We start from the raw sequence: 26,116 nt of genomic DNA on the forward strand, positions 1-26,116 counted from the left end.
TTTTCATCTATCGGATTCAGCAGCGCAAAGGCCTGCCGACGCTCCATGGCGAGATCTTGGCGGAGAACGAGGCCGATGCCGAACGGCAGCTGCGCCTGAAGCTTCTTGCACCCACTCTGCCGCCCCATGTGAACCTGGTCGAAAAGGCCGAGGTCGACGCCGCCGAGCGTGCGGCAAAATCGCGCAATCTGCGGATGCTGCTCGATATCCTCCGGTCGCATCACGACTGGCTGCGGGGTGCCGGCGGTGAACGGGCGGATTTTACGGGACGCAATCTCTCGGGCCTCAAGCTGCCGCGGCTCGATCTCTCCATGGCCAATCTCGCCGGCTGCGACTTTTCCGGCGCCGATCTGTCGGAGAGCAAGCTGCAGGGTGCCAATCTCGCTGGTTGCAATCTCGCCGGGGCCAATTTCAAGGATGCCGACCTCGCGGGGGCCGATCTCTCCGACGCGAACCTCAAGGGGTCAAATCTGTCCGGTGCCAATCTTGATGGCGCCGACCTGTGGCGTGCCAATCTGATGGGGGTCGAGGTGGCACCGGAGGTGCTGCACCGGGCCCTTTCCTGTCGACATCCTGGCAGCAACCAGCCGCCCGAGTAATATTTTCCTTTTTAAATCAAATAGATAAAACAGGCCAACGCAGTTCTTGCGGTCATCGGCCTTGGCTGGGTATCACTGCGCCACTTGGCGCCAGCTGGCGCGAACGAGTCGAGTACGGTCTGGAGTCCCATGAGCGATCTTTTCGAAGGCACGCCCAAGAAGGGCGGCGATTATTCCGCCAAGGATATCGAGGTTCTGGAGGGTCTTGAGCCCGTCCGCCGCCGTCCCGGCATGTACATCGGCGGGACCGATGAGCGCGCCCTCCACCACCTGGTCGCCGAAGTGCTCGACAACTCGATGGACGAAGCCGTGGCGGGTCACGCCAGCCGCATCGAGGTGGAACTGGGCGCCGATGGTTACGTGACGGTACGCGATAATGGCCGCGGCATTCCGATCGATCCGCATCCGAAGTACAAGGACAAGTCGGCACTCGAAGTGATCCTCACCACCCTCCATTCCGGCGGCAAGTTCAGCGGCAAGGTGTACCAGACGTCCGGCGGCCTGCACGGCGTCGGCAGTTCGGTGGTGAATGCGCTTTCCGACGATCTCGTCGTCGAGGTGGCCAAGGACAAGCAGCTCTGGGTGCAGCATTACAAGCGCGGCAAGCCGGTCACCAAGCTTAAGAACGAGGGCAACGTCAATCGCCGCGGCACCTCGATCCGCTTCCATCCGGATCCGGAAATCTTCGGGCAGCAGCTTCATTTCAAGCCGAGCCGGCTCTATCGCATGTGCCGCTCGAAAGCTTATCTCTATCGCGGCGTCGAGATCCGCTGGTCGTGCGACCCGACCTTGATCCATGACGGCGACGATACGCCAGCGCAGGCCGTGCTGCACTTCCCGGGCGGCCTCATGGATTATCTCGGCATGACCCTGGGGACGCGCAAGACCATCACCGCGGCCCCCTATGCGGGCCAGGCCGACTTCCCCGACGAGCAGGGCCGCGTCGAATGGGCCATCGCCTGGCCGGTCGATGAAGACGGCTTCATGAGCTCCTATTGCAACACGGTGCCGACGCCGGAAGGCGGCACCCATGAGAGCGGCCTGCGCACCGGGCTCACCCGTTCGTTGAAGGCCTATGGCGACCTGGTCGGCAATCGCAAGATCGGCCTGGTGACGTCGGACGATATCTGCGGCAATGCCGCGATGCTGCTGTCGGTGTTCATCCGCGATCCGCAATTCCAGGGCCAGACCAAGGAACGTCTCTCCAGCCCCGAGGCAGCGCGCCTGGTCGACAACATGATCAAGGATCATTTCGACCACTGGCTGTCGAACGATCCCGGCCGCGCCAAGGATCTCCTCGACCGCGTCATCGAAAAGGCGGAGGAGCGCCTCAGGAAGAAGCAGGACAAGGAGCTGTCGCGCAAGACGGCGACCCGCAAGCTGCGCCTGCCCGGCAAGCTCACCGATTGCACCAAGGATGCGATGGCCGGGACCGAGATCTTCCTGGTGGAAGGCGACAGCGCTGGCGGCTCCGCCAAGCAGGCGCGCAATCGTGAAACTCAGGCGGTCCTGCCCCTGCGCGGCAAGATCCTCAACGTCGCCTCCGCCACCAGCGACAAGCTCGCCGGCAATCAGGAGCTGATCGATCTCATCCAGGCACTAGGCTGCGGCAGCCGCGACAAATACAGCGAAGAGCGTTTGCGCTACGAGAAGGTCGTCATCATGACTGACGCCGATGTCGACGGTGCGCATATCGCCTCGCTGCTGATGACCTTCTTCTATCGCGAGATGCCGCAGCTCATCGAGAACGGCCATCTGTTCCTGGCGCAGCCGCCGCTCTATCGGCTGGCGCAAGGCGGCAAGGTCGCCTATGCGCGCGACGATGCCCACAAGGAAGCGCTGCTCAAAGGTGAGTTCTCCGGCCGCGGCAAGGTCGAGATCAGCCGCTTCAAGGGCCTCGGCGAAATGCCGGCATCGCAGCTCAAGGAAACGACGATGGACCCGCGCTTTCGCTCGCTCCTCAAGGTGCGCATCCCGCACAAGTATAACGAGGAAGAGCGCGACGAAGCCCGCGAGACCGCCGATCTTGTCGAACGTCTGATGGGCCGCAAGCCCGAGATGCGCTTCCAGTTCATCCAGGAAAATGCCCGCTTCGCCCAGAATCTGGATATCTGAGCCCAGATCGCCCAACACTCTCATTGGCGTGTGAGTCGCTCCCGAACCAAGCCAGGCTGCCGGTCGACCGACATGTGACGGCCGATGCTTCCGCGCGCCTGGCACAAATCCTATCCTTAAGTCATAGGACCAGCCGACGCGTCTGGACGCGCCGTATTGTGTGGCCTACGCTAGAAAATCTTGAGACGGATCTTGAAAATGATGTGCTTACGCGAACTCTCTTGGGGAGTGCTCGCCCTGTTGGTGTCGACCAGCCTTGCCTGGGCCGACCCTGTTGCCCAGGTTGTCAAACTGTCGGGCAATGTCGAGGTCACGCGCGGTGCCGCCTCGGCGCCCCTGGTACTGGGCGCGGCGCTTGAGCCCGGTGACAGGCTGAAAACCGATGCCAGCAGCCGTGTACGGGTGCAGTTGATCGACGGATCGATCATCAACCTCGGTTCGGAATCCGAGTTGTCGATCGAGAATGTCGTGTCCGCCGGCCCGGGGACCGACCGCCAGGTGGGCCTCGATCTGTGGCTGGGTGCGTTGCGGGCGTTCGCAGCGCCGGCGACATCAAAATCACGCTTTGAAATCCGCACGCCCCGGGCGATCACGGCCGTGCGCGGCACGGAATGGGGCATCCTCGCCAATGCCGTGCAAAGCGACGTGCTGGTCCTCTCGGGCCGCGTCGGTGTGCGCAAGAATGAGGTTTCCGGGGTCAGCGCCACCACGCTCACCCGCACGCTGGGCGTCACGGTGACCGATCAGGGGCTGGGGCAGATTACCCGCTGGAACGAGGCGCAGGTGGCGGCGCTCATGGCAGCCACCGAGGTGCCTGGCCCGGAGCGGGGCTTCGATCTCGGCACCGCCCCGGCGCTCGACCTCGCCCCGGCGGCCAAGCCGGTCGCACCCGACAATGAGCAGGGAAAGTCCAAGCCCGGGAAACAGAACTGCCCGGACCCGGATACGTTTTCATGCAAGCGGCGGGACCGCGACCGCGGTCAGACACATGAGCATGACAACGACAACAATCATGAACATGACAGTAACGGCGGCAACACCTGAGGCGCGATCAGGTGGCAAACCCGGCTGGGTCCGGCCTGAGGACACGCCAGCAGACGGACATGACAGCGGAGCCCAGAAGCGCCAGGCCGTGGATCAGTGGTAGACGGGGGTTAGTCTAGGCCGCGATGTGGTCAGTCAAATGTCGAGATTGACGATCAACAGATCCAGTTCGCGCGGCGCATAGAGCGTGGTGCCGTTGCTGAAGGCAAAGAAAGCATGCCCGGAAACATCTTCACCGGTCGCCGTCACCAGGGAATCGATGACACCGGCGTCAATCACCGGTTCGTCGGTCATGATGCGGACGGAAAGATCCAGCCCATCGCCTTCTATGACGATGGCGCCACCGCTATCGGGCAGCAGATCGGCCAGAGAAAGACTGATGGCGTTGCCGTTCCCGGCGTCGCCATCAGCATGAGGTACAAATGGTTGCAAAGTCTCAGGAGCGTCAATCATCACATTCTCGCTATAGCGAAGGCCAAGCCGCCCAGCCCCTAAAAAGGACTGCATTCGCCTCAACTGTTGTTTCCGTCTCCCTTATCGCATTTCCGCGTCCGGAAATGAACCAGCGAATCTTCCTCCCGGATACACAAATGTGTGCGAAAGAGCTTTTCCCGCATATTTGATCGAAATATCCGCGACTTGCCGCCGCAGGGGCCGGACCAAAAAGCCAGCAAGACCGTGGCTTTGGCCGCGTTCCGACCACGCCCGGCGCCAGCCCAGGGGATGCAAACAATGCGTGTCAAATGCCCAGGAATCCGCGCCGGACGGCGCGGATTCTTCGTTCGTGCGACAGGGCTGGACCCGCCCGCCGGTCAGTTGATCTTGCCGAGCGGGATGAACTGCGTTTCGCCGGAATGGTCGTCGACGCCGTCATTGTCGGTGATGACGAAGGCATTGCCAGCCACATCGATGGCAAAGCTCTCAACCTTGTCGAGCACGTAGCCGCCGGGAGCGGAAAGGTCGGGCAGCAGATCGCGCAGCAGCGACTTCTTCACGACGGGCACCGCGGCGGCATCGAGCGGCACCGGCGCCAGCTCGGCCGACGCAACGAAGGTCAGCTGCTTGACAGTAGCCTCGCGGCCGGCCTGGTTGTCGCGTTCGATGAAGACGAGGCCATCCTTGGTGGCGGTGACTTCCGGAAAGGCCGGTCCAGCCCTTCCCCGCCTTGTCGAGCGGATAGTGCAACTGGCCCCAGCTCTGATCCGCAGGTTTGTAAGCCAGCAGCTTCACCATGCCCTTCGGGTCGTTCTTCCATTCGCGCTGGACGGCCAGCCAGACGATTTCGTCGGCACCGGTGCCGGTGACGGCGACGCCTTCGAAGCCGAAGCGCACGGCCTGTGCCGCGAGATCCTTCGGCAGGGCGATCTGCTGTTCGATGACGCCCGCTGCCGACACCTTAAGCAGATGGTTCTCGGTCGGGTCCTTCTCGCGTTCAGGATTGCCTTCCGAGGCCAGCCAATAGCCACCATCCGTCGCCATGGCGATGCCCTCGAGATCGAGCAGCTTCGCCGGCGCCCCGTCCTTGGTGACGGTGAGCGCGCTGGTGATGTTGGCAGGCTTCGCGGTGGCATCGACGGTCATGATGCGTGCTTCCGCAAGCGCGCTGTCGCTCACCACATGGAGGATGCCCGGCAGTGTCGGATCGGCCACGGCGCCCGAGAGGGCTGTCCAGCCGAGCGGCAAGCCATCGTCGCCATTGGCCGACACGATGGTCGGATAGGCGGCGGGGGCAGCGCTCCGTTCATAGATCGTCACGACCGCGCCGATGAGGCCGTCGGCGCGGAGATCGTTTTCGGCGGCGGTCACAAACAGATTGCGCGCCGACAAGGCGAGCAATCCTTCCGGCCCGATACCGCCCGGCAGCGCCTGAAGATAGGTCGGCTCCTTGCCGGCACCCGCATCCTGATAGACGCCGACCAGCGAGCCGCGTTCCGAGGCCACGAACAGGAGCCGATCGGCACCGAAGGTGGCTACTTCCGCCCCTTCCGGCTCGTTGCCCTTCTTGTTGCGCTTGTCGGGATAGTGGCCGAGGCGCACGGTCAAATACTCGAACGCGGTGCCGCTGTCGAAATCGACGCTGCCATCCTTGTTGAAAATGGTGAAGCCGCGGCTGCCGCCCTTCCAATCGCCTTCATTGGCGGTGACGAAGCGGTCGTCATCGACCCATTGCACGGTATCGGGTTCGCGCGCGACGCCGTCCATCGATCCGGTAAGGGAGATCACCTTGTCCTTCTCGGTGTCGATGTTCTTGAGATCAACGGTACCGGCGGTGAAATGTGCGGTCACCTTGGCGGCCGCCAGGTCGACGATCGCGATATGGTTGTTCTCCTGCAGCGTCACCACGGCTTCGTTGCGGCTGTTGATGTCGACATATTCCGGTTCCGGATCTTCCGGCGCCACTGCGGCGAGGCCGGTGAGATCGACCACTTTCTTCGATGCGCAATCAACGGCGCCATCGGTGAGGGAGAAGATGGTGAGATTGCCGCCCGGCAATTGCGGGAGGGCGCCTTCGTTCACCTCCTCATCGCGTTCGTTCTCGATGACGACGGCGAGGAATTTCTTGTCGGGGCTCAGTACCAGTGAATCCGGCTGGCCGCCGAGATCGCAGGTGGCGCTCACCGCCTGGTCGCAAGATCGACGATGGCGACATGGCCCGCGGGCTTGTCCTTCGCGGGCGAGGTGACCACACCGACCAGGGCCGTGCCGCCGATGACGACGGCCGAGGTTGGCTCGCCACCCAGCGCCACGGTGCCGGCCGGCTTCGGTGCCTTCGCGTCCGCAATGTCGACGAGGCCGATGCGTTCGCCGGGGCTGTCGGTGTAGACAAGGGTCATGCCGTCTTCGGTGGCGGCGATGATTTCGGACACGGTTTCCTTGGCGGGATCGGCATCCGCCGGCAGATTGTCGACGACATGGAAGGTCGCGATCCGGTTGAAGCTGTCGGCCAAGGCCGGTGTCAGCGCGGTCGATGCGAAAAGTGCCGCAAGCAAAGTCGTCCTGGCGACGCGTGTCATGGTTTCAGCCCCCATCCTGTATTTCGCGGAAAGCTGAGGCGTAGCGCCGAATCATGACCGCGGGATTGCGGCGATGTGACGGATTGGTGATCGCTCAGGTGCCGATCTTGATCAGGCGCCGATCTTGAGCTGTGTGATCTTTCCATCCGCGATGGTGAACACAAAGGTGAGGTCGATCGGGCTGTTGGGGAAATTGCCGGTGACCCGGTTCGTGAGCACGGTCTTGCCGTCCCGCGTAATGCAGGTGAGCGGCTCGCTGGTATACTGGTATTTCCGCTTGGCGGCCGCCTTCCAGGCCACGATTGCCTGACGCCCCTCATGGACGTGCCCCTCATCGCGCACGACGGCATCGGCGGCAAAGCAGGCGGCAATGGCGTCCGCGTCGTCGGCATTGTCGGCCGCCACATAGGCGGCGATCGGCTGGGGCAGATCGATGGTCATGGATATCTCCTCTTGGATTTAGGCGCGCGCAGCCACGCGCCTTGCTCACCGAGAGAGATGCAGCTAACCTTTCCCGATGACAAGTACGCACGAAAAAGTTGGGTACTTACCTTCAGGTAAGGTCGTGGAGGCCCTGACGCCGGCGACAGCCGCCGACGGCGTCGAGCAGGTGCTCAAAATCCTTGAAGGACGCTGGAAGCTCACCATCCTGTTTCACCTGTTCGGCGGCAAGACCCTGCGCTTCTCCGATCTCGAGCGCGCCATTCCCGCCATCTCGCAGAAGATGCTGATCCAGCAACTGCGCCAGATGGAAAAGGATGGCATCGTCCGCCGCCTCGTCCACCATCAGGTGCCGCCGAAAGTCGAGTACAGCCTCACCGATTGGGGCCAGGCGCTTTGCCCGGCGCTGGATGCGCTGCTGAAATGGGCGGCGTTGCCGGCATAACAGGCAGGCGAACCATCATCCGCGTGACAGGCGCAACACCGTGACCGGATCGGAGAGGGCGGCCAAGGCATGGGCGCCATGGCTCATTCGGCCAGGAGGTCCTTGTCCATGAACACGCTCAGCGGGTCTGGGCCATAGGCGCCAAAAGGTCCGCGCGCGCGGTAGCCCAAGCTGCCATTGAGCCACCGGGCTTCCACTGACTGGATACCGGTTTCCAGCCGCATCACACGGACCCCCTCCGCCCGCGCCGCCTCTTCGATCGTCCGCAGCAGCGCACGGCCAACGCCGCCGCCCCGTGCCGCTGTCTCGACGAACATGCGCTTCAATTCGGAGGCATTCTCCCCCTGCATCGCATAACCGCCGCAGCCGATAACGGCAGCGTCCGACCGCGCGACAAAGAAGCGGACACCCTGGGAAATGAGATCCGCCACGCTGGCGCCATGACGGTTCTCCGTCGGATAGAGTGCTGCCGCCCGCGCATCGGCGAGGCAAAGCAGGCGGGCGACCTCCGGCTGATCCGGACTCTCCTTGCAATCAAGAGCATTGTTGCTGGTTTTCCTTGTTTTGTTTTCCGGGACGGCTCCGTGCCTCCCTTCACTCCATCGCGGCTCCGGCGACAGGCGGAGAAACAGTGGCCGGTTGAGCGAGACCACGCAGCGCATCGGCGCCAAGAGTCTCGACCTCGGCCAGCAGCAGATCGGTGCTAGCGGTGGGCGCGCTGTGGGTGTGGATATTGGTCGAAATCGGTATCTGACTCGGTTGCTCTGACCACGTTTTACCATCAAGGGGTATCCGCTCCCTCGGGGCACCTATTGAACCTATTGACTTCCCTCGCCCACAATTGGATAGGTTGTGTTTCTAATCCGAAACACCATCGGGGGATGCTATGAACAAGAGAGTGATCGCATTGGGGGCTTGCTTACTGTTGATCGGGTGCGTGGGATCCAAGGCCGCCATTTCCGACATCAATGAGAGCATGGTGAAGGTCCGCGGACTCCGTGGGGTGACACCAGAGTCTGAGATCGACGCTGAAGCAGCACGAGGATGCAGTCTCTACAACGACAAGAAGGCGGTGAAGTTAAGTCGCTATTGTGTTGATGCTCAGTGCGCTTTTGAAGACACGTTGTACTCCTGCGCGGACAAAGACGCTCCAGGCACGCCGTAAAGAGACGCTTTAAAAATGGTAAGAACTTGAGGGCGCACCCTTGGCGGCGTTGGCATCTTTCGCGACACGAGCGACGGCGACTTCAAGCACCGCGTCGTAAGCGCCCTCACCCGTCTTAGCTATGATCAGATCAATGGCTTTGGCGAGCGCCTTTGGGGGAATCGACCCGAATAGCATTGTCATTGCCATTCAAGAGAACGGGCTTTTCGTCCGACCATGGGGCAGAAGCCCCCCTTCTCAGTCTCGGCCCACTCTTTCTTGACCTTAACCTTCGTTTTCCCGTTGAGCATCGTTGTAGAAAAAAAGGAGTCTGACCCCAGATTTCTGAAATTTCATCTTCATTGCCTTTGCTCCTTCGAGCTATCGTCATCGCGTTATTCACGGCCTCCCGTTGGAGCGAGACCGTCGCTCCGAAATCTATCTCCATGCGAGAGATAGTAAGGCGAAGAAGGCCGCTGCGCGTGAAATCACGCTTTCGCTGACACCAATTGCTGGACGAGGGCCTTCACGAGACGCGGCAGGTCGTAGGGAAAGCGGGCGGTGATGAGATTGCCGTCGACAACGCAAGGCTCATCCGAGACCACGGCACCGGCATTCTCCAGATCGATCTGGATGTTCCAGACGGCGGTGGCGCGCTTTCCCTTCAGGATCTTTGCGCTGACCATCACCCATTGGCCGTGACAGATGGCCGTCGGGTTTTCCGGCTTCATACATCGCGCGCACCAAGGCCAGCGCGTGCTTGTCCATGCGTAGCGCGTCCGGATTCCAGCAGCCGCCGGGCAAGAGGATGGCATCGTAATCCGCCGCCTTGGCCTCATCCGTGTAGCGGTCGATCTTCAGCCAGCCGGCATTTTCCATGAGCCGGATCGCCAGCACATGCGTGGTGCTCTGCGGCGGGAAGCGCAGACCCAGGGTCGGATGGAACTCGCCAATCCGCGGGGAGACGATATGCACCGTGGCGCCATGTTCGGAGAGCCAGCGATGGGCCCCCAGGATCTCGACCTCCTCAACGCCGTTAGTGCAGCAGATCGCGATCTCTTCCCTTTGAGGAGATTGGGATCGGTCGGCGGGTCGAACAGAAAACTATTGAGCTCCCGGTTGAGATCGCCATCCGCCGTCGTGAGGAGTTCCGTCGAGATCGACGGCACCGGCGAGGCCGACATCAACTGCTGCATGCGCAGGAAAGCGGCGGCTTGGATTGGATTGCTCATTCTTCATGCTCCGATATCGATTGAGTGGCGACGGTCATTCATCCAAACGAGAAGTAGCGAGGTGAAGACAGTCGCTGAGAACACGCTGCCTTCGAACTTTTCCACATCAAGCCCATAGAGGGCCTAACCGAACTGTGTCGTCAAAAAAGCAATCCGGAGAGCGCGACATTGGACGGCTTTGATCTTGTCGCTACTCCTGAAAGTCGTAGCCGACCGTAGCGCGATTTTGGGCGTGCCGGAAGGGGCGGCGCGCGGCGATTGCCCGATGCCGGTTTCCAGATTTGCTGACGGGAGAGAAAATGGTCGGAGCGACAGGATTTGAACCTGCGACCCCTAGACCCCCCAGTCTAGTACGTTACCAGGCTGCGCCACGCTCCGACACTCTTTCGGGCTGCCCGTGAGACGGGGCCCGGGCCAGCCGGCGAAGGGTCTGGAAAGCTCCAATCCCTAGGGGGTGCCGACGGCGCGCTTTATATAGCGGGCGGCCAGCGCCCACGCAACGTAAAGAAACCGCCCCGACCCCAGATTGATTAAGGGCGGGGGGAGGACGTCTGATCAGGCGGCAGGAAGGCTCAGCCCAGGACTTTCCGGAGGCGGTCGCGCAGTTCCTCGAGTTCGTTGGTGATGGCCTTCACCTCACGGATCTGGCGCTCGTCGAGGGCTGCTGCCTTGAACAGAGGCAGATCGAGCATGGCCTGAGCCTGGCCGATCCTGGCCGCCAAGGTCGGGTCTGTGGTGCCGTCGGCCAGATGACCGGATTCGAGCCCGTCATGGCCGTTGCCGACGGGGTCCAGCCCGCCAGCCAGGGCCTCGGCATCGGCGAATTCGGCGCCGAGGCGCAGGGCCCCCTCGCGGATCAGCTTCTGGACGCCCTTGATGGTATAGCCCTGGTCATAGAGCAGGCCCCGGATGGCGCGCAGCAGGTCAACGTCTTCCGGCCGGTAATAGCGGCGGCCACCGCCCCGCTTCATCGGCTTGATCTGGGGGAATTTGGTCTCCCAGAAGCGGAGCACATGCTGCGGCACTTCGAGGTCGTCGGCCACTTCCGAGATCGTGCGGAAGGCGCCCGCGGCCTTCTCCACCCGGCGGGCCGCCGTGCGGCGCTGGGCCGCGACCGAGTCCGATTTCTGAGATGCCTGATCCGATCCCAGGACCCGATCGGCGGTGGGGAGTCGTTCTGCCGAGGAGCTCATGGTTGTTTTTCAGCGCCCTTGTTGACCCGGTCCTTCAGCACGTGCGACGCGCGGAAGACGAGGACGCGGCGCGGCTTGATCGGCACTTCTTCGCCGGTCTTCGGATTGCGGCCGACACGGTCGCCCTTGAGGCGGACGAGGAAGCTGCCGAAGGATGAGATCTTGACGCTCTCGCCACGGACGAGCGCATGCGAAACTTCGTCGAGCACGGTGTCCACCAGCTCGGCTGATTCATTGCGCGAGAGGCCCACCTCTTGATAGACGGCTTCGGCCAGATGCGCGCGAGTGATCGTGTTGCCCTTCATCTCCCCCTGCCTTTCTAGTCGGCTCTTGATGAATGAGCGTATCGTTTACTCTGAAATCAGTCAATTAGAGAGCGACATTGATCTGTAGTCATATGTGTAGGGATTGGTTCAGCAATGTCACGGAAGATTCAGTAGCGAATCAGGGCCGAACCCCAGGTGAAACCACCACCCATAGCTTCCATGAGGACCAATTGGCCACGCTGGATGCGCCCGTCATTGACCGCTTCCGCGAGTGCGAGAGGGATCGAGGCGGCCGATGTGTTGGCATGGCGGTCGATCGTGACCACCACTTTTTCGGGCGCGAGCTTCAGCTTGTTGCCCATGCTGTCGATGATGCGTCGATTCGCCTGGTGCGGCACCAGCCAGTCCACATCGTCGGCCTTGATGCCGGCCGAGGCGATGGCCGCATCGACCGCGGCCGCGAGATTGACCACGGCATGGCGGAACACTTCCTTGCCTTCCATGTGGACGAAACCCGCGGTCTGAGTCGTCGAGGGGCCGCCATCGACATAGAGCTTGTCGTAATAGGTCCCATCGGAGAAGAGATGGGTGCAGAGCACGCCGCGATCCTTGGAGGTGCCGTCGCCCTCCCCCGCTTCCAGCACGACCGCACCGGCGCCATCGCCGAACAGGACGCAGGTGTTGCGGTCCTTCCAGTCGAGGATGCGCGAGAAGGTCTCGGCGCCGATGACGAGGGCGCGGTGCGCCTGGCCGGCGCGGATGAAATTGTCGGCGGTGGCGAGGCCGAAGACAAAGCCGGAGCAGACCGCCTGCACGTCCATGGCGAAGCCACCCTTCATGCCGATGCGCTGCTGGACCTTGGTGGCGGTGGCCGGAAAGGTATGGTCCGGGGTGGTCGTGGCGAGGATCAGCATGTCGATATCGGCGCCGCGCAGGCCCGCATGGTGGAGCGCCTGCTCGGCCGCATGGACCGCGAGGTCGGAGGTCAGCTCACCGGGGGCCGCGATATGGCGCTGGCGAATGCCGGTGCGCTGCGAGATCCACTCATCGGTGGTGTCGACGCGCTTGGCGAGTTCCGCATTGGTCAGGATCTCCTTGGGGAGATAGCTGCCGGCGGAAAGAAGAAGGGATCTGCGGGCCATGGCTAATCTGGGGCCAATCTTTGAAAGAGACGTTCTGAAAAGTGAATGGTCGCTGGTCTAGAGCGCCGCAGCGACGGCTTCCGCCCCGGGCACAGCCATCAATTGGGCGAAATCCTGCTTCATGCGCTCCATGGCGTCATTCTGCACCATGTTTACCGCAACTCCGATGGCGTTGGCAAAACCATAGGAATCGGTGCCGCCATGGCTTTTGACACAAATGCCGTTGAGACCCATCAAAATCGCCCCGTTATAGCGGCGCGGATCGACCTGGGCCCGCAGGCCGTTGAGGGCGGGACGGGCAAAAAGATAGGCGATCTTGGACCACAAAGTGGCTGAGAAAGTCTGCTTAAGCCAATGACCGTAAAGCTTTACCGTGCCTTCGATGGTTTTCAAGGCGATGTTGCCGGTGAAGCCGTCGGTCACCACCACATCGACCGTGCCCTTGGCGATATCGTCACCTTCGACGAAGCCCACGAATTTGCCGGGCAGCGGCACGTCGCGCAGGATAGCGGCCGCCACCTTGACCGCGTCATGGCCTTTGAGCTCTTCGGCGCCGACATTGAGGATGCCCATGCTGGGCTGCTGGACGCCGAGAACGAGTCTCGCGAACACATTCCCCATGACGGCAAACTGGACGAGATTGTTGGCGTCGCACTGAACATTGGCGCCGAGATCGAGCATCACACTTTCCGACCGCATGGTCGGGAAGAAGGAAGCGATCGCCGGGCGGTCGATGCCGGGCATGGTCTTCAAGACGAACTTGGCCATGGCCATGAGGGCGCCGGTATTGCCGGCCGAGACCATGGCCCCGGCTTCGCCGTTATGGACGGCATCAATGGCAAGACGCATCGAGCTCTGGCGGCCACCGCGCAGGGCCTGGCTCGGTTTGTCGTCCATGGAGACGACGGAATCGGTATGGCGGATTGTGCAGACCTTGGCGAGGGCAGGCAGCGCATCAAGCATCGGCTTGAGCTTCGCCTCGTCGCCGAACATCAGGAAGTGGACATTGGGGAAACGCTGGCGTGCGATCTCCGCGCCCCTGATCACCATATCAGGAGCGTTATCGCCACCCATCGCGTCTAGAGATATAGCCAGGCTGGTGCTCACCCCGTCACTCCTTCCCGGCCATCATAGCAGCGGGTCTGGAGTTACGCTGCGTCTGCCTCGGTGCCCTGCGCGACAACCTCACGGCCATCATAATGACCGCAGGAGCCGCAGACATGGTGCGGGCGCTTCAGCTCACCGCAATTCGGGCATTCGGCCGAGGTCGTGACCGTCAGCGCATGGTGGCTGCGGCGCATGTCACGGCGCGACTTGCTGGTTTTCTTCTTGGGGACTGCCATGATCCACTCTCTTCACAAAAAAATAGCGGCGGCAAGCGTGCCGCCAATGGGCGGGTAGATAACGAAAATCCCCGGGGATGGCAAGCGTCTTGCCGAGACCGGGCCTTTTGCACCGGTACAGGCCTGGATTTCCTATTTCCTCAATTTATCCAGCCCCAGGAAAGGCTTGCGCTTGCCTGCCAGCTGGTTTTCGGCGGCGATCTCAGCTTCATTGGGGGCAAATTCCTGCGGCAGGGCTGCCTCCTCCTTGCGGGGATAGGGGTCGAGGCCCAATGAGAGCTGCTCCGCCACCAGGGCGCCGAGGTCGATCTTGCCGTCCAGAATCGGTTCCGGCGGGTCGGAATCCTCGAAATCGATGTCGATTTCGCTGAGGTCCGGTTCCGGCTGGGCATCGCCGAAGGTGAGGCGGAAGGTTTCGGCGACCTTCGCCGGTACGGGTTCGAGGGTGACGCCGCAGGTCTGTACGACCTCGCTCTCCAGGGCCCCTTTGACCTCGATCAGCCCGGAGCTCAAACGGCGCAAGGCAAGCTTCGCCACGAGCCTGTCCATGGCCTGGAGGTCGAGCACGTCGGCCAGCGCCGCGCGTTCCGCCGGGTTGGCCTCAAGCTGGCGCTCGGAGCTGCGGGCACTCACCGAGCTCGCCTCGATGATGCGTGAGAAAACTGAAATATCAGTAGGTTGCTGTGTCATCCTCAATCCAATCCATAGCTTGATTGGCCACTTGATCCAGCCACATTGGGCAAAGACGGGAAGTCAAAAATGCCCCGCATGATGCGATCGATCGGCTGCGTGTCGGCCAGATCCTTGGCGCGGCGCAGATAGTTGGCGACGGCGCGGACGGCATCCATGTCGGGGTCGGTGGTGCCATAGAGGTTGCGGCGGAGCGCTCCCTCGATCTCGATCTGGCTACCCGCCAGCGCCTTCTCATAGGCATTAATTCTGCCCTGCAGCGCCTCGGTCATCACGCGGATTCGCTTGCCGACGCCGATATCGCCAGCCCCCAATTGCCGGAGAGACGCTTCCATGTCGTTGATGAGTGCATCATATAGCGCCTGGGAGAGGATCGCCGAGCGGTCCCCCTGCCCTTTCAGGCGCTGGAAGATGAGGAAGGTGTGCAGGGCTACCATGTCGAAGCGGCCGTCGACCGTGTCCGGCACGCCAAGACGCTCGTAGAACACGCGCTCCCGCGCCTGGGACACCAGCCGGTTGAACAGCTTTGCCGCCACCTGTTTGACTTCGCCCGGCCCCTGCAGGAGTCGGGAGATAAGGCCGCCTAAAGCCGATTGTGCCAATTTGAAACCTTCTCAGTATTGACCCTGGCTTGACCCGGGCCAGCGGACCGCGGTCGGTATAGCGGGTAGCGCCATGGCGGCACCCTATCCCGAGCCATTTCCTTGACGTCCGCCGGCGCTGGTGCGAATTTGCCACCGCTTGCCAGCGGAATTTCGAGGACCGTACTTTCGGGCCGACGCGGGCGCAACACATTTGGCAGTTCCCGGAACCCGACCCATGGCCGACCGTCGCAGCAGCACCCACCCCTTCCGCACGGCTCTCCTGGCCGGCGCTGTCGGACTTGCGATCGTGCTGACCGGCTGCCAGGCCAAGATCCTCCAGCATGGCAATGTCCCGGACGAAGATGAGGTCGTGCAGATCCAGCCGGGTCAAGACGACAAGAACCGGGTCGAGCAGCTGCTGGGTTCCCCCTCGACAACCGGCACCTTCGGTGACGACATCTGGTATTACGTGTCCAAGCGCACCAGCCAGACCGCCTTCTTCGAACCCGACGTCATCGATCAGGGCGTGCTGGCCATTGCCTTCGACAGCCAGGGCATCGTCCAGGACATGAAGGTCTATGACAAGAGCGACGGCCGCCTGGTCGCCATGGTCGACCGCCAGACGCCGACCCACGGCAATGAACTGACCATCATCCAGCAAATGCTCGGCAATCTCGGCCGCTTCAGCCCGGATGAGGGTGGACCCAAGAAAGGCCCCACCGGAACCACGGGCGCCCCCGGCGGCGTCTAGTCGCCAACGCGCCACTTAATCGGGCAGCGGTATCACCGGCTCCGGCGTCATAGTCAGGGTCGTGCCGACCGAGGCGCAGACGATAAGACCGATCGCCACCCACTGAATGATCGGCAAGGCTTCCTGTAGAATGACGAGGCCCGCGAAGGCGCCGATCGCCGGTTCCAGGCTGGTCAGCGTGCCATAGGTCTGCGCCCGCAGGCGGCGAAGCGCCACCATCTCAAAGGCAAAGGGCACGGCACTCGACAGGGCCGCGACCACCAATGCCATGGGAAGGATGGCGGGGCTGAGCAGCGCGGCGCCTGCGTGATCGATACCGACCGGCAGCACGACGAGCGCTGCGATGATCATGCCCAGGGCCGGCGTATAACCGCCATGCTCCGCCCCTGCCTTCTTGCCGACGATGATGTAGAGCGCCCAGCCGACACCGGCGCCAAGCGCCAGCGCGACGCCCCAGGGATCGAGCGCATGCACGGACTCGCCGATCGGCAGCAGCAGCAGGAGCCCCACGGCCGCGAGCAGGATCCAGACGAAGTCGAGGCGTCGGCGCGACGAAAAGACAGCCACAGCGAGCGGCCCGGTAAACTCCAGCGCTGCCGCGATGCCGAGCGGGATTCGTGCTACCGAAAGGTAGTAGAGAAGGTTCATGGCGCCGAGGATGACGCCATAGAGTACTACCGCACGCCAGTTGCGCCGCGTGAAGGTCGTGCGCCAGGGTCGCAGCACGATGGTCAGCATCAGGGCGCCGAGTCCGAGACGCAGGGCCGTGGTGCCCTCGGCGCCAACCAGCGGAAACAATCCCTTGGCAAAGGAGGCACCTGCCTGGATCGACACCATGGCGATCAGCAGGGCGCCCACGGGCAGCAGGACAGACGTCGCGGTTTTCATCGGGCGATCCAGAATTAGCGGTAGAAGAAAGTGCGGTGGCGCCCAGCAAGGCGCAAGGGCCAGAAGCGTCCGGCCCTGGGATACAGTTTGCAGGCGCGATCAGGCGACAAAAGAAACCCCCGGCCGATGTCCCGGCCGGGGGTCTCCGTTTCAGCGATGAGCGACCTGCTTAGTGGGCGAGTGCCGCCAGCAGGAGCAAGGCCACGATGTTCGTGATCTTGATCATCGGGTTGACGGCGGGACCGGCAGTATCCTTGTAGGGATCGCCGACCGTGTCACCGGTCACCGCGGCCTTGTGGGCGTCGGAGCCCTTGCCGCCGTGATGGCCGTCTTCCATGTACTTTTTGGCGTTATCCCAGGCACCGCCGCCAGAGGTCATCTGGATGGCGACGAAGAGGCCCGTGACGATCGTGCCCAGCAGCATGGCGCCAAGTGCGATGAAGCCCTCGGCCTGCGACGAGACCGCCGCCACCACGAAGTAGAGGACGATGGGTGCAGCCACCGGCAGCAGCGAGGGGATGATCATCTCCTTGATCGCCGCTGTGGTCAGCATGGCGACCGCCTTGCCGTATTCGGGCTTGGCTGTCCCTTCCATGATACCCGGGATCTCCTTGAACTGACGGCGCACTTCGACGACGACCGAGGCCGCCGCACGACCCACCGCCATCATGCCCATGGAGGCGAACATGAACGGCAAGGCGCCGCCGATGAACAGGCCGATGACCACGTAGGGGTTATTCAGCTCGAACTTGATAACATCGATGAGCTGCGGGAAGTAGTGCTTCAGATCCTCGGTATAGGCCGCGAACAGCACCAAGGCCGCAAGGGCCGCCGAACCGATGGCGTAGCCTTTGGTCACGGCCTTCGTGGTATTGCCGACCGCGTCCAGAGCATCCGTCACCTTGCGCACTTCCGGCGGCAGTTCTGACATTTCCGCGATACCGCCGGCATTGTCCGTGACCGGGCCATAGGCGTCGAGGGCGACGACGATGCCGGCCAGCGACAGCATGGTGGTGGCAGAGATGGCGATGCCATAGAGACCGCCAAAGCTGAAGGCCGCGACGATCGCCGCCGAGATCACCAGCACGGGGAGCGCGCAGGCTTCCATCGAAACCGCGAGACCCTGGATGATGTTGGTGGCATGGCCCGTGGTCGAGGCCTGCGCCACCGAACGCACCGGACGGTAAGCCGTCGAGGTGTAGTATTCGGTGATCCAGACCAGGAGGCCGGTAACTGCGAGACCAATGACCGCGCACCAGAAAATGGCGCCGCCGGTAAGCTCCGTACCCTCGATCAGGCCAAAGCCGAACAGGGTGTGAACCAGCCCCGCGATGATGATGATCGAGATGACGCTCGCGGTGATGAGGCCCTTGTAGAGGGCACCCATGATGTTCTGGCTGGCGCCCAATTTGATGGCGAACATGCCGACCACCGAACCGATGACACTGGCGCCGCAGATCAGCAGCGGCAGCAGCATCAGCATTTCCTGGGCCGGGCCGGTGAAGAAGATCGAGCCCAGCAGCATCGTGGCGACCACCGTGACCGCGAAGGTCTCGAACAGATCGGCCGCCATGCCGGCGCAATCGCCGACATTGTCGCCGACATTGTCGGCGATGACGGCGGGGTTGCGGGGATCATCCTCGGGGATACCGGCTTCGATCTTGCCGACCAGATCGGCGCCGACATCTGCGCCCTTGGTGAAGATGCCGCCGCCAAGGCGGGCGAAAATGGAGATGAGCGAGGCGCCGAAGGAGAGGCCGACCAGCGCTTCCAGCATCGCGCGCATTTCGACGCCCGAGGATTTCAGGATGCCGTAATAACCAGCGACGCCGATGAGGCCGAGGCCGACCACCAGCATGCCGGTGATGCCGCCCGATTTCGCGGCAACATCGAGTGCCGGGGCCATGCCGCGGCGCGCCGCTTCGGCCGTGCGCACATTGGCGCGGACCGAAACGTTCATGCCGATATAACCGGTGACGCCCGAGAGGACGGCGCCGATGACGAAGCCGAGTGCGGCCAATTTCGTCAGGAAGGCCAGAAGGATCACGGCCACAATGACGCCGACGATGGCGATGGCTGTGTACTGCTTGTTCAGATAGGCATTGGCGCCTTCCTGGATCGCTGCAGCGATTTCCTGCATGCGCGCATTACCGGCGCTCTCCGCCAGGACGGATCTGGTCGCCCAGATGCCGTACAGCAGCGCGAAGACGCCGCAGGCGATTACTCCCCAAAGCCACGAATCCATTCTTGCATCCCCTATTCAGAATTGAGTTGGCAGGTTGCCGCTTGGGGTCGGTCGAGGGCCTTGGGTGGGCGCTCAAAGTCACCTGCGGCAATCATTAAAAGTGGCCGGAACATAAAGGAATAGGCATGCCGTTGCAACTGACCGGACCGCCCGGCACCGGGCCGCTGGCATCCAGATGGCTGCCAACCCACGACAGCACCATCAAAATTCCGAGTCGGCGCGATGTTGCGCCGCAGCGACGGCTAGGCAGCGGGTTTCGTGGCCCATATCCTGGCCGGGCGCAGTTCGCCTTTATCGAGTACAACCGTCAGGGAGCGCCAGTCTTCGATGAAATGGGCATTCCCGGCCTCGCCGAGCTCCGCCAGCATCATGCCGGCAAGCTCGCCCTTCATGCGGGCCAGTTCCTCATGTGCCTCGGCGCGGTAATGGTCGGTGATGTCCTCAAGCCGGATGTCGGTGAAGCCCGCACCGTGCAGCAGCTCGCCATACGCGGCCAGGGTGACGAGATGGTAGGTGAGCCCCTCCATCTCGAAGAAGTATGCCATGTCGCGGCTGTAAGGCCCCGGCGATTTCATCCAGTCGCCGGCGGCGATGCGCCCGCCGGGCTTCAGCACGCGGCGCACCTCGGCAAAATGCGCCACCTTGTCGGGGATGTGCAACCAGGCATCCTTGCCGAACACCACATCGAAGCTCGCATCGGCGAAGGGGAGTGGGCCGGGTTCCACCAGCTTGATCTCGATCTTCTTGTTGAGGCCGGAGCGGCGGATGCGTTCCTGCCCCCGTTCGACGATGCCGGGCGAAACATCGATGCCGGTGACGTGGCCAGCGCCGAGCATGAGCAGTACCTGGTCGAGCCCACCGAGGCCGCAACCGATATCGAGCACCCGCTTGCCGCCAAGATCGATCCCGGCAGCAATGTCGCGCACAGCCTGTGGACCGCCCGGCGACAGAAACCCCTCGCCCCAGATCATCTGGAGCAAGGTCAGCATGCGGCCGTCATATTCTTCGTGGGTCTCGGTCATCATAGTGGCCCGCCTCTTTACGCGTCATCCCCGGGGCTTGCCTCGGTGATCCACACTATCAACGGCGACAGTGGATCCCCGGGTCAAGCTCGGGGATAACGATTCCTTGGGAGGCGGCTCAAATCCTTCCTCTGGCGCTATTTTCCACGCTTTAAGTTCTAACGAAATTAGTCCCTCTGCCCGAACCAATTCGTAATATCGAAATAGATATCGCGCTGAGCGCCACTTTTCTCCAAGGTGATCACGTCGTAAATGCGCACTGATGGGCCATTCATCACAGCCTGCGCTTTCCACGTCCACCCCGAAAAAAAAGAAGCCAACGATCAAGTGTTCTGTGCGAATTCCTGCCGATTCGCTATGAGCATCGGGGAGAAAGATTGCGCGCTCCCGGGATGAACCGTCAGCGCCGTCCACGCGAGGAAGCCCTCTGGAATATTTTTGCTCAAGCAGGTCTTCTATCTTCTGAAGCGCGTCGCTTGCGGCAGTATTTCCACGTTCGGCAGATCTTGCGATCCAAAAACGCGCAGCTAAAACCTCTTGCTCAAGGCCCAATCCCTTCAAGTACATGAGGCCGACGGCATACTCTGCGTCGGCGTCACCTGTCTCAGCGAGTGGCAACAACAGTGCGTGTGCTTTCTGGAAATCGCCTTTCTCAAAAGCATCAAGACCGCTGCTCGTATCAGCAGATGCGGACGAAACTAGAAGAAAACACATTGCTCCGAACGAGAGGTTGATAACGACCCGATATAACTGGAGTGACATCTATTTTCCCGCGAGCAGTTGCCAAAGGGGCATGGGATTTTACCGGCGAGTGCGATACGATCAAATTCGGCAAAAAATTGCAATCACGATGCATACCGGGCAATCACATTGACTTGGTCAGCGGATCAAGCTCGGATGACGAGGTGGTTCAGGACGCGGTCACTCGCTCACGCCGCCACCCAAACAGCAGCGCCAGGGCGATCAGCACCACCGGCACGATCGCACCGCGCAGCACCCAATCCCAGCCGAAGGCCTGCTCGACGGTGCCGGCGATGAAGGAACAGACCGCCACGCCGGAGAAGACCATGCAATCGTTGAAGGCCTGGATCTTCGCCCGCTCCGACGGCCGGTAGCATTTGGTGAGCTGGCTGGTGCCGGACACATAGAGGAAATTCCAGCCGAGCCCCAGCAGCACAAGCGCCAGCCAGAAATGGTGGATGTCGATGCCGGCCATGCCCATGGCGATGCAGCCGGCATAGCAGAGGACCCCGGCGGCCATGACCTTGAACTCGCCCACTCGTCGGATGATATGCCCGGTAACAAAGCTGGGCGCGAACATCGCCAGCACATGGCCCTGGATGACGAAGGCGATGCCGGTCTTGAGATCGAAGCCGCAGAAGCGCATGGCAAGGGGTGTCGCCGTCATCACGAAGGACATCACGCCATAGCCCAGCATGGCCGCGACGATCGCGGAAAGGGCGCGCGGTTGCAGCACGATCTCGAGGAGAGGCCGCGACGCTGCCGGCTTCACCCCATCCCTGCCGGCGGCCTTGTCGTCGGCCATCGGCGGCAGATGGAGCGGCAATAACAGCAGCACCACCAATACCGAGAGACCGACGATAAAAACGAAGCCGCCGGTGAAGAGATGGGGCGCCAGGAAATCCTGCCCCGCCTTCGACAATTCGGGGCCAAGCACGGCAGCGATGACACCGCCCGCCATAACCAGCGAAATCGCCTTGGGCCGGAACGCATCGTCGGCCGCTTCCGCCGCGGCAAAGCGGTAGAACAGCGTGAAGGCTGCGGAGATTCCGAAGATCGTGTTGCCAACCGTGAACAGCCAGTAGCTGGCGATGTAGGAACCGGCCGCCATGACGAGGCCGCCCAGGATGCCGATGAGGGCGCCGATGATGAAGCCTTGCTTGCGGCCGATGCGCTTCATCAGAAAGGAGGCCGGAAAGGTGGTGAGCATGGTGGCGATGAACTGGCAGGCGAGCGGCAATGTCGCCCAGCCCTTGTCCGCGGCCAGCATCTGGCCGGTGAGGGCCGAGGTGACGATCATGATGGAGTTGCAGATCATCGCGGTGGCCTGCGCCATGGCCAATACGAAGACGGCGCGGTGCGCGCTGACGACCGGCAGGGGTGCTGCGGTCATTTATAGACCTGCATGTCCCGGATATAGATCTTGTAGAAGGTGCCGGCGCCGAACTTCTCCTCCGCCATCTTGGTCAGCCGCTGTTCCAGAAAGACCCGGTCGAAGCCGCCCTGCTCTACCATCTTGCGCGGCAGCAGGCTGTGGAGTTCCGTGACGATGGCGTCGCTCAGGCGCGGCATGCGCTCCGTCACCAGGGCCTGCTTCTCGGGCGCATCGAAGACCAGGGAGATCAGGAAATCAATGCGCTGGGTCGATTTGTTGTTCTTGATGATCGAGATGGAAATCAGCGGCAGATCAATCTGCGAGAGGACCGGCGGGGGCACTTCCTCGACGACCGGGGCGCCGTCTTCGGGTGGCTTCAAGAAGAACCACCACACCGCCGCGGCGCCACCGCCGAGCAGGAGCAGGATCACAAGGAGGATGATGATTTTCTTCATGCACCTACCGGAACGCGCCGGGATTGATTTCGGGCAACGCGACAGCCCCTCTACACGAACGCACTGATTCCCCGAAAGCAGAGGATTTTCATTGCCATAGGCGCCGTCATCTTCGACTTCGGCAATGTCCTCGTCGGCTGGGACCCGGAAAATCTCTATCGCCGGCTGATCCCGGACCCCGAGGCGCGCCGCGCGTTCCTGCGCGATGTCTGCAGCCCGGCCTGGAACCTGGAACAGGATCGCGGCCGCAGCTGGGCCGAGGCGATCGCGCAGTTGAGCGCAGAGCATCCGCAGCATGCGCCGCTGATCGAAGCCTTCCACGCATGCTGGGACGAGATGGTGTCAGGGCCGGTCGCCGAAGGTCATGACATTCTGGAGAGGGTGGTCGCCGCAGGCATCCCGGCCTATGGCCTCACCAATTGGTCGGCGGAGACCTATGACACGCGTCAGCATCATCTGCCCTTCGTGAAGCACATGGAATATGTCGCCGTTTCCGGGCATCTCAAGATGGTGAAGCCGGACCCGGCGATCTATCACCATCTCCTGGAGCAGATCGACCTGCCGCCGGCGCAATGCGCCTTCATCGACGACAATCCGGCCAACATCGAGGCCGCACGCAGGCTCGGCATAAAGGCAGTGCATTTCCGCAATGACGGGACGGCGCTGGAGGAACTACGGGGATTGGGGTTGGGGATTTGATCTAAATCGTCATGGTCCGCCTTCGCGGACCATGACGCAATAGCTAGAAATGCCGAAAGCCGCTGCTGCCGATTTCAAGCGCGGCGCCGTCGCGGTCGATGACATCGACACCCCGGCCAGAGACGATGTCGCCGATCACAGTGAGCGGTACATCGAGTTCGGCGGCGAGGCCGAGGAGATCGGCGACCGCATCGGGTGATGCGGTGAGCAGCAGTTCGTAATCATCACCGCCGGTGAGGAGCAGCGGCAGCAGGTCCGGTTGATCGGCGAGGATCGCCGCCGCCGGGTCAGAGAGCGGCACATCGGTGGCGCGCAGGATGGCGCCGACGCCGGAAGCCTCGGCGATATGGGTGAGATCGGCCACCAACCCATCGGACACATCCATCATGGCGTGGACATGGCCGGTCCCGAGCAAGGCCTGACCAAGGGTCACGCGCGGTTGCGGCAGGTGATAGCGATCGCTCAAGAAATGCCGGTCATCCGCCGGTGCATCCAGGAATTCGTGGCGCAGTACTTTGAGACCAAGCGCGCCATCGCCGATGGTGCCGGAGACCAGCACGACGTCGCCCGGTTTCGCGCCGTTGCGGCGCAGCGCACGGCCCGTGGGCACGGAACCGATGGCGGTGAGCGACAAAGTGAGCGGCCCGGGGGTTGCGACCGTGTCGCCGCCCATCAGGCCCAGCCCGAATTCCGCCTGGTCGGCGGCAAGGCCGCGGGTGAAGGCCGCGACCCAGGCCTCGTCGATATCGGGCGAGAAGGCAGTCGCCATCAGATAACCGAGGGGGGTCGCACCCTTGGCGGCGAGATCGGAGAGATTGACGCGCAGCATCTTGCGGGCGACGAGATCAGGCGGGTCCTCTGGGAGGAAGTGGATCCCGGCTACCAGGGCGTCTACGGTCAGGACCAGTTCCTGGCCCGGTGGCGGCGTCAGGGTGCAGGCGTCGTCGGTGAGGCCAAGGGCGCCGGGCATGCCGGCCGCCAGCGGCGCGAAGTAGCGCGCGATGAGGTCGAACTCACCCGGTAGTCTTGCCACCGCGTCCCGTTCCGATCTCACCCGGGCGCAGGGACTGCGCCAGCTTGTCGAGGACACCATTGGTCATGCCGGTTTCCTTCTCGCCGAAGAAGGCGTCGGCCACGGCCACGTATTCGCTTATGACAACCTTGGGCGGCACGTCCTGGCGATGGGCCAGTTCGAAGGCGCCACAGCGCATGATGGCGCGCAGGATCGATTCCAGCCGCTCGACACGCCATTCGTCGGAGATGACGGCGGAGAGCATGTCATCAAGTTCGGACACACCGGACGCCACACCCCGGACCAGCTCGGCAAAGAGCTTGCGGTCGGCCGGCGGCAATTCGGCATCCTCGCCCTCCTGGGGGCGGCGAGCGATGCGGTGGACGCTGAATTCGGAGATGATCACATCCGGCTTGGCGCCGGTCTGTTCCCACTGGTAAAGCGCCTGGACGGCGGCCAAACGCGCCGCCCGGCGTTCCAGCGCCAATTGCTGGCTGCGTTCCTTGGCCGAGAGGGCTTTTTCCTCGGCCATCTCAGGACACCAGACGCTTGCGCGCGGCAATCAGGCTGAGGGCAGCGAGGGCGGCCCCGCCACCCTTGTCGAGTTCGTTGGCCTTGGCGCGAACCCAGGCCTGCGCGTCATTCTCGCAGGTGAGGATGCCGTTGCCGATGCAGAGGCCAAAATCGGTGGCAAGCGTCATGAGGCCACGGGCGCTCTCGTTGCAGACGGTCTCGTAATGGGTAGTCTCGCCCCGGATGACACAGCCCAGCGCCACGAAACCGTCGAAGGGCTTCTTCATCTTTCCGGCCTCGGCTGCGAGATGGGCCAGGCGGATGATGGCTGGGATCTCCAGCGCGCCAGGAACGGTGAAGCGTTCATAGGTGGCGCCGACCGTGGTCAAGGCGCGCTCGGCACCTTCCCACAGGGCGTCCGAGAGGTCCTCATAGAAGCGGGCCTCAATAACCATGATATGTGGCTTAGCGGTCATAATTCCTAAACTCTGAAGGGATTGTTGGCGCCTTCTTAGCGGCTTCGGTCGGCAAGGTCGAGGATCGCTTTAGTTTCCGTCCCCGCTTAGTTTCCATCCTGGCCCAAGAGCCGTGCCACATAGCGGGCGATGAGGTCGATCTCGAGATTGACCCGCTGGCCGACCATGGCCTTGCCGAGATTGGTGGCCTCGCGGGTGATCGGGATAAGGCAGACACCGAAGCGCCGACCGGCCACCTCGTTCACGGTGAGCGACACGCCGTCGATCGTGACCGACCCTTTGGAGGCGATATATTTTGCCAGATTTTCAGGGGCTTCGATGGTCAACCTCAAGCTGCCTCTGTCTTCAGCGGCGACCACCACCGTGCCAATACCGTCGACATGGCCAGCCACGATATGACCGCCCAGTTCGTCGCCGACCTTGGTCGGGCGTTCAAGATTGATGCGGTGTCCTACCTGCCAATCCTTCAGCGTGGTGACGTTGAGGGTCTCCTGCGCCGCCTCGAAAGCCAGCCAATCCGGCCCCTTTTCGACCACGCTGAGGCAGCAGCCATTGCAGGCGACCGAGGCGCCAAGGGCGATATCGGCCGTATCATAGGTGGTGACGATCTCAAGGCGCGTGACGGCGCCCTGCCGCAGCGACCGGACGGTGCCGAGGTCGGTCACGATTCCAGTAAAACATATTTCA

27 protein-coding genes, 1 tRNA gene and 2 pseudogenes are annotated in these 26,116 nt (G+C 62.5%); 6 read left to right on the plus strand and 24 right to left on the minus strand.

The annotated features are described in order from the left end of the window. The first annotated feature begins 194 nt into the window (after positions 1-194). The 3 genes from IPK59_05410 to IPK59_05420 all read left to right on the plus strand — a co-directional run bounded on the left by IPK59_05410 (position 195) and on the right by IPK59_05420 (position 3,758). Positions 195-599 (plus strand): pentapeptide repeat-containing protein, encoded by a 405-nt coding sequence (locus IPK59_05410; protein MBK8158230.1) that lies wholly within the window; start codon positions 195-197, stop codon positions 597-599. Positions 600-728: 129 nt separating this feature from the next. Beyond that, a complete protein-coding gene (gene parE / locus IPK59_05415; GenBank protein MBK8158231.1) occupies positions 729-2,714 on the plus strand; it encodes a DNA topoisomerase IV subunit B in 1,986 nt (661 codons plus the stop codon). Positions 2,715-2,912: 198 nt separating this feature from the next. Then, positions 2,913-3,758 (plus strand): FecR domain-containing protein, encoded by an 846-nt coding sequence (locus IPK59_05420; GenBank protein ID MBK8158232.1) that lies wholly within the window; start codon positions 2,913-2,915, stop codon positions 3,756-3,758. Between the two features lie 135 nt (positions 3,759-3,893). Here the strand turns inward: IPK59_05420 and IPK59_05425 are convergent, their stop codons facing one another. The 3 genes and pseudogenes from IPK59_05425 to IPK59_05435 all read right to left on the minus strand — a co-directional run bounded on the left by IPK59_05425 (position 3,894) and on the right by IPK59_05435 (position 7,213). Then, positions 3,894-4,211 (minus strand): hypothetical protein, encoded by a 318-nt coding sequence (locus tag IPK59_05425; GenBank protein ID MBK8158233.1) that lies wholly within the window; start codon positions 4,209-4,211, stop codon positions 3,894-3,896. 359 nt (positions 4,212-4,570) lie between these two features. Next, a pseudogene (locus IPK59_05430) lies at positions 4,571-6,772 on the minus strand (esterase-like activity of phytase family protein). Positions 6,773-6,883: 111 nt separating this feature from the next. Beyond that, positions 6,884-7,213: a nuclear transport factor 2 family protein gene (locus IPK59_05435; GenBank protein ID MBK8158234.1), complete on the minus strand. Its 330-nt coding sequence runs from the start codon at positions 7,211-7,213 to the stop codon at positions 6,884-6,886. A gap of 133 nt (positions 7,214-7,346) precedes the next feature. On the opposite strand from IPK59_05435, the gene IPK59_05440 reads away from it, so the two are divergent. Further along, positions 7,347-7,658, plus strand: a complete 312-nt coding sequence (locus IPK59_05440; GenBank protein ID MBK8158235.1) for a helix-turn-helix transcriptional regulator — start codon at positions 7,347-7,349, stop codon at positions 7,656-7,658. 83 nt (positions 7,659-7,741) lie between these two features. Here IPK59_05440 and IPK59_05445 read toward each other — a convergent pair whose 3' ends face one another. The 11 genes and pseudogenes from IPK59_05445 to IPK59_05495 form a co-directional block, all read right to left on the minus strand. Continuing rightward, entirely contained in the window at positions 7,742-8,320 is a 579-nt protein-coding gene (locus IPK59_05445; GenBank protein ID MBK8158236.1) for a GNAT family N-acetyltransferase, read from the minus strand. Between the two features lie 970 nt (positions 8,321-9,290). Beyond that, positions 9,291-9,533 (minus strand): DJ-1/PfpI family protein, encoded by a 243-nt coding sequence (locus tag IPK59_05450; GenBank protein ID MBK8158237.1) that lies wholly within the window; start codon positions 9,531-9,533, stop codon positions 9,291-9,293. Beyond that, positions 9,517-9,858: pseudogene (locus IPK59_05455) on the minus strand (DJ-1/PfpI family protein). Before IPK59_05455 ends, IPK59_05450 begins: the two are co-directional and overlap by 17 nt. Positions 9,859-10,334: 476 nt before the next feature. Next, positions 10,335-10,412: transfer RNA gene (locus IPK59_05460), tRNA-Pro, on the minus strand. Between the two features lie 194 nt (positions 10,413-10,606). Further along, positions 10,607-11,227 carry a MerR family transcriptional regulator gene (locus IPK59_05465; protein ID MBK8158238.1) on the minus strand — a complete coding sequence of 207 codons (621 nt, stop codon included), beginning with the start codon at positions 11,225-11,227 and terminating at the stop codon, positions 10,607-10,609. Beyond that, on the minus strand, positions 11,224-11,532 hold the full coding sequence (locus IPK59_05470; GenBank protein ID MBK8158239.1) for an integration host factor subunit alpha: 309 nt from the start codon (positions 11,530-11,532) through the stop codon (positions 11,224-11,226). The genes IPK59_05465 and IPK59_05470 overlap by 4 nt, the downstream gene beginning before the upstream one ends. A gap of 128 nt (positions 11,533-11,660) precedes the next feature. Next, positions 11,661-12,635, minus strand: a complete 975-nt coding sequence (locus IPK59_05475; protein ID MBK8158240.1) for a ketoacyl-ACP synthase III — start codon at positions 12,633-12,635, stop codon at positions 11,661-11,663. Positions 12,636-12,692: 57 nt separating this feature from the next. Beyond that, complete coding sequence (plsX, locus tag IPK59_05480; protein ID MBK8158241.1) at positions 12,693-13,742, minus strand: phosphate acyltransferase PlsX; 1,050 nt, start codon at positions 13,740-13,742, stop codon at positions 12,693-12,695. Between the two features lie 41 nt (positions 13,743-13,783). Continuing rightward, on the minus strand, positions 13,784-13,978 hold the full coding sequence (rpmF, locus tag IPK59_05485; GenBank protein ID MBK8158242.1) for a 50S ribosomal protein L32: 195 nt from the start codon (positions 13,976-13,978) through the stop codon (positions 13,784-13,786). A gap of 132 nt (positions 13,979-14,110) precedes the next feature. Beyond that, positions 14,111-14,668 carry a DUF177 domain-containing protein gene (locus tag IPK59_05490; GenBank protein MBK8158243.1) on the minus strand — a complete coding sequence of 186 codons (558 nt, stop codon included), beginning with the start codon at positions 14,666-14,668 and terminating at the stop codon, positions 14,111-14,113. A gap of 2 nt (positions 14,669-14,670) precedes the next feature. Further along, positions 14,671-15,270, minus strand: coding sequence for a ubiquinol-cytochrome C chaperone family protein (locus tag IPK59_05495; protein MBK8158244.1), 600 nt, complete (start codon positions 15,268-15,270; stop codon positions 14,671-14,673). A 217-nt stretch (positions 15,271-15,487) separates the two neighbouring features. Between IPK59_05495 and IPK59_05500 the strand changes: the two genes are divergently transcribed. Beyond that, positions 15,488-16,003: an outer membrane protein assembly factor BamE gene (locus tag IPK59_05500; GenBank protein MBK8158245.1), complete on the plus strand. Its 516-nt coding sequence runs from the start codon at positions 15,488-15,490 to the stop codon at positions 16,001-16,003. A gap of 15 nt (positions 16,004-16,018) precedes the next feature. Here IPK59_05500 and rhtA read toward each other — a convergent pair whose 3' ends face one another. The 6 genes from rhtA to IPK59_05530 all read right to left on the minus strand — a co-directional run bounded on the left by rhtA (position 16,019) and on the right by IPK59_05530 (position 22,729). Continuing rightward, a complete protein-coding gene (gene rhtA / locus IPK59_05505) occupies positions 16,019-16,891 on the minus strand; it encodes a threonine/homoserine exporter RhtA (GenBank protein ID MBK8158246.1) in 873 nt (290 codons plus the stop codon). Positions 16,892-17,060: 169 nt separating this feature from the next. Further along, positions 17,061-19,136, minus strand: coding sequence for a sodium-translocating pyrophosphatase (locus tag IPK59_05510; GenBank protein MBK8158247.1), 2,076 nt, complete (start codon positions 19,134-19,136; stop codon positions 17,061-17,063). Between the two features lie 242 nt (positions 19,137-19,378). Beyond that, positions 19,379-20,158 (minus strand): methyltransferase domain-containing protein, encoded by a 780-nt coding sequence (locus tag IPK59_05515; protein MBK8158248.1) that lies wholly within the window; start codon positions 20,156-20,158, stop codon positions 19,379-19,381. Positions 20,159-20,182: 24 nt separating this feature from the next. Continuing rightward, on the minus strand, positions 20,183-20,920 hold the full coding sequence (locus tag IPK59_05520; protein MBK8158249.1) for a sel1 repeat family protein: 738 nt from the start codon (positions 20,918-20,920) through the stop codon (positions 20,183-20,185). 148 nt (positions 20,921-21,068) lie between these two features. Then, positions 21,069-22,292 carry an MFS transporter gene (locus tag IPK59_05525; GenBank protein ID MBK8158250.1) on the minus strand — a complete coding sequence of 408 codons (1,224 nt, stop codon included), beginning with the start codon at positions 22,290-22,292 and terminating at the stop codon, positions 21,069-21,071. Further along, the gene (locus IPK59_05530) at positions 22,289-22,729 is read right to left on the minus strand and encodes a hypothetical protein (GenBank protein ID MBK8158251.1); all 441 of its coding nucleotides are present in this window, start codon (positions 22,727-22,729) and stop codon (positions 22,289-22,291) included. The genes IPK59_05525 and IPK59_05530 overlap by 4 nt, the downstream gene beginning before the upstream one ends. 90 nt (positions 22,730-22,819) lie before the next feature. On the opposite strand from IPK59_05530, the gene IPK59_05535 reads away from it, so the two are divergent. Further along, on the plus strand, positions 22,820-23,428 hold the full coding sequence (locus tag IPK59_05535; protein ID MBK8158252.1) for an HAD family phosphatase: 609 nt from the start codon (positions 22,820-22,822) through the stop codon (positions 23,426-23,428). A gap of 43 nt (positions 23,429-23,471) precedes the next feature. Here IPK59_05535 and thiL read toward each other — a convergent pair whose 3' ends face one another. The 4 genes from thiL to IPK59_05555 all read right to left on the minus strand — a co-directional run bounded on the left by thiL (position 23,472) and on the right by IPK59_05555 (position 26,112). Then, entirely contained in the window at positions 23,472-24,521 is a 1,050-nt protein-coding gene (gene thiL, locus IPK59_05540) for a thiamine-phosphate kinase (protein MBK8158253.1), read from the minus strand. Further along, entirely contained in the window at positions 24,442-24,972 is a 531-nt protein-coding gene (gene nusB, locus IPK59_05545; GenBank protein ID MBK8158254.1) for a transcription antitermination factor NusB, read from the minus strand. Before nusB ends, thiL begins: the two co-directional genes overlap by 80 nt. A gap of 1 nt (position 24,973) precedes the next feature. Further along, positions 24,974-25,429, minus strand: coding sequence for a 6,7-dimethyl-8-ribityllumazine synthase (locus IPK59_05550; protein MBK8158255.1), 456 nt, complete (start codon positions 25,427-25,429; stop codon positions 24,974-24,976). Between the two features lie 86 nt (positions 25,430-25,515). Next, positions 25,516-26,112, minus strand: a complete 597-nt coding sequence (locus tag IPK59_05555) for a riboflavin synthase (GenBank protein ID MBK8158256.1) — start codon at positions 26,110-26,112, stop codon at positions 25,516-25,518. Positions 26,113-26,116: the final 4 nt, after the last annotated feature.

The organism is Rhodospirillaceae bacterium (assembly GCA_016712715.1).
In the GTDB taxonomy this organism is placed as follows: Bacteria; Pseudomonadota; Alphaproteobacteria; order Dongiales; family Dongiaceae; genus Dongia.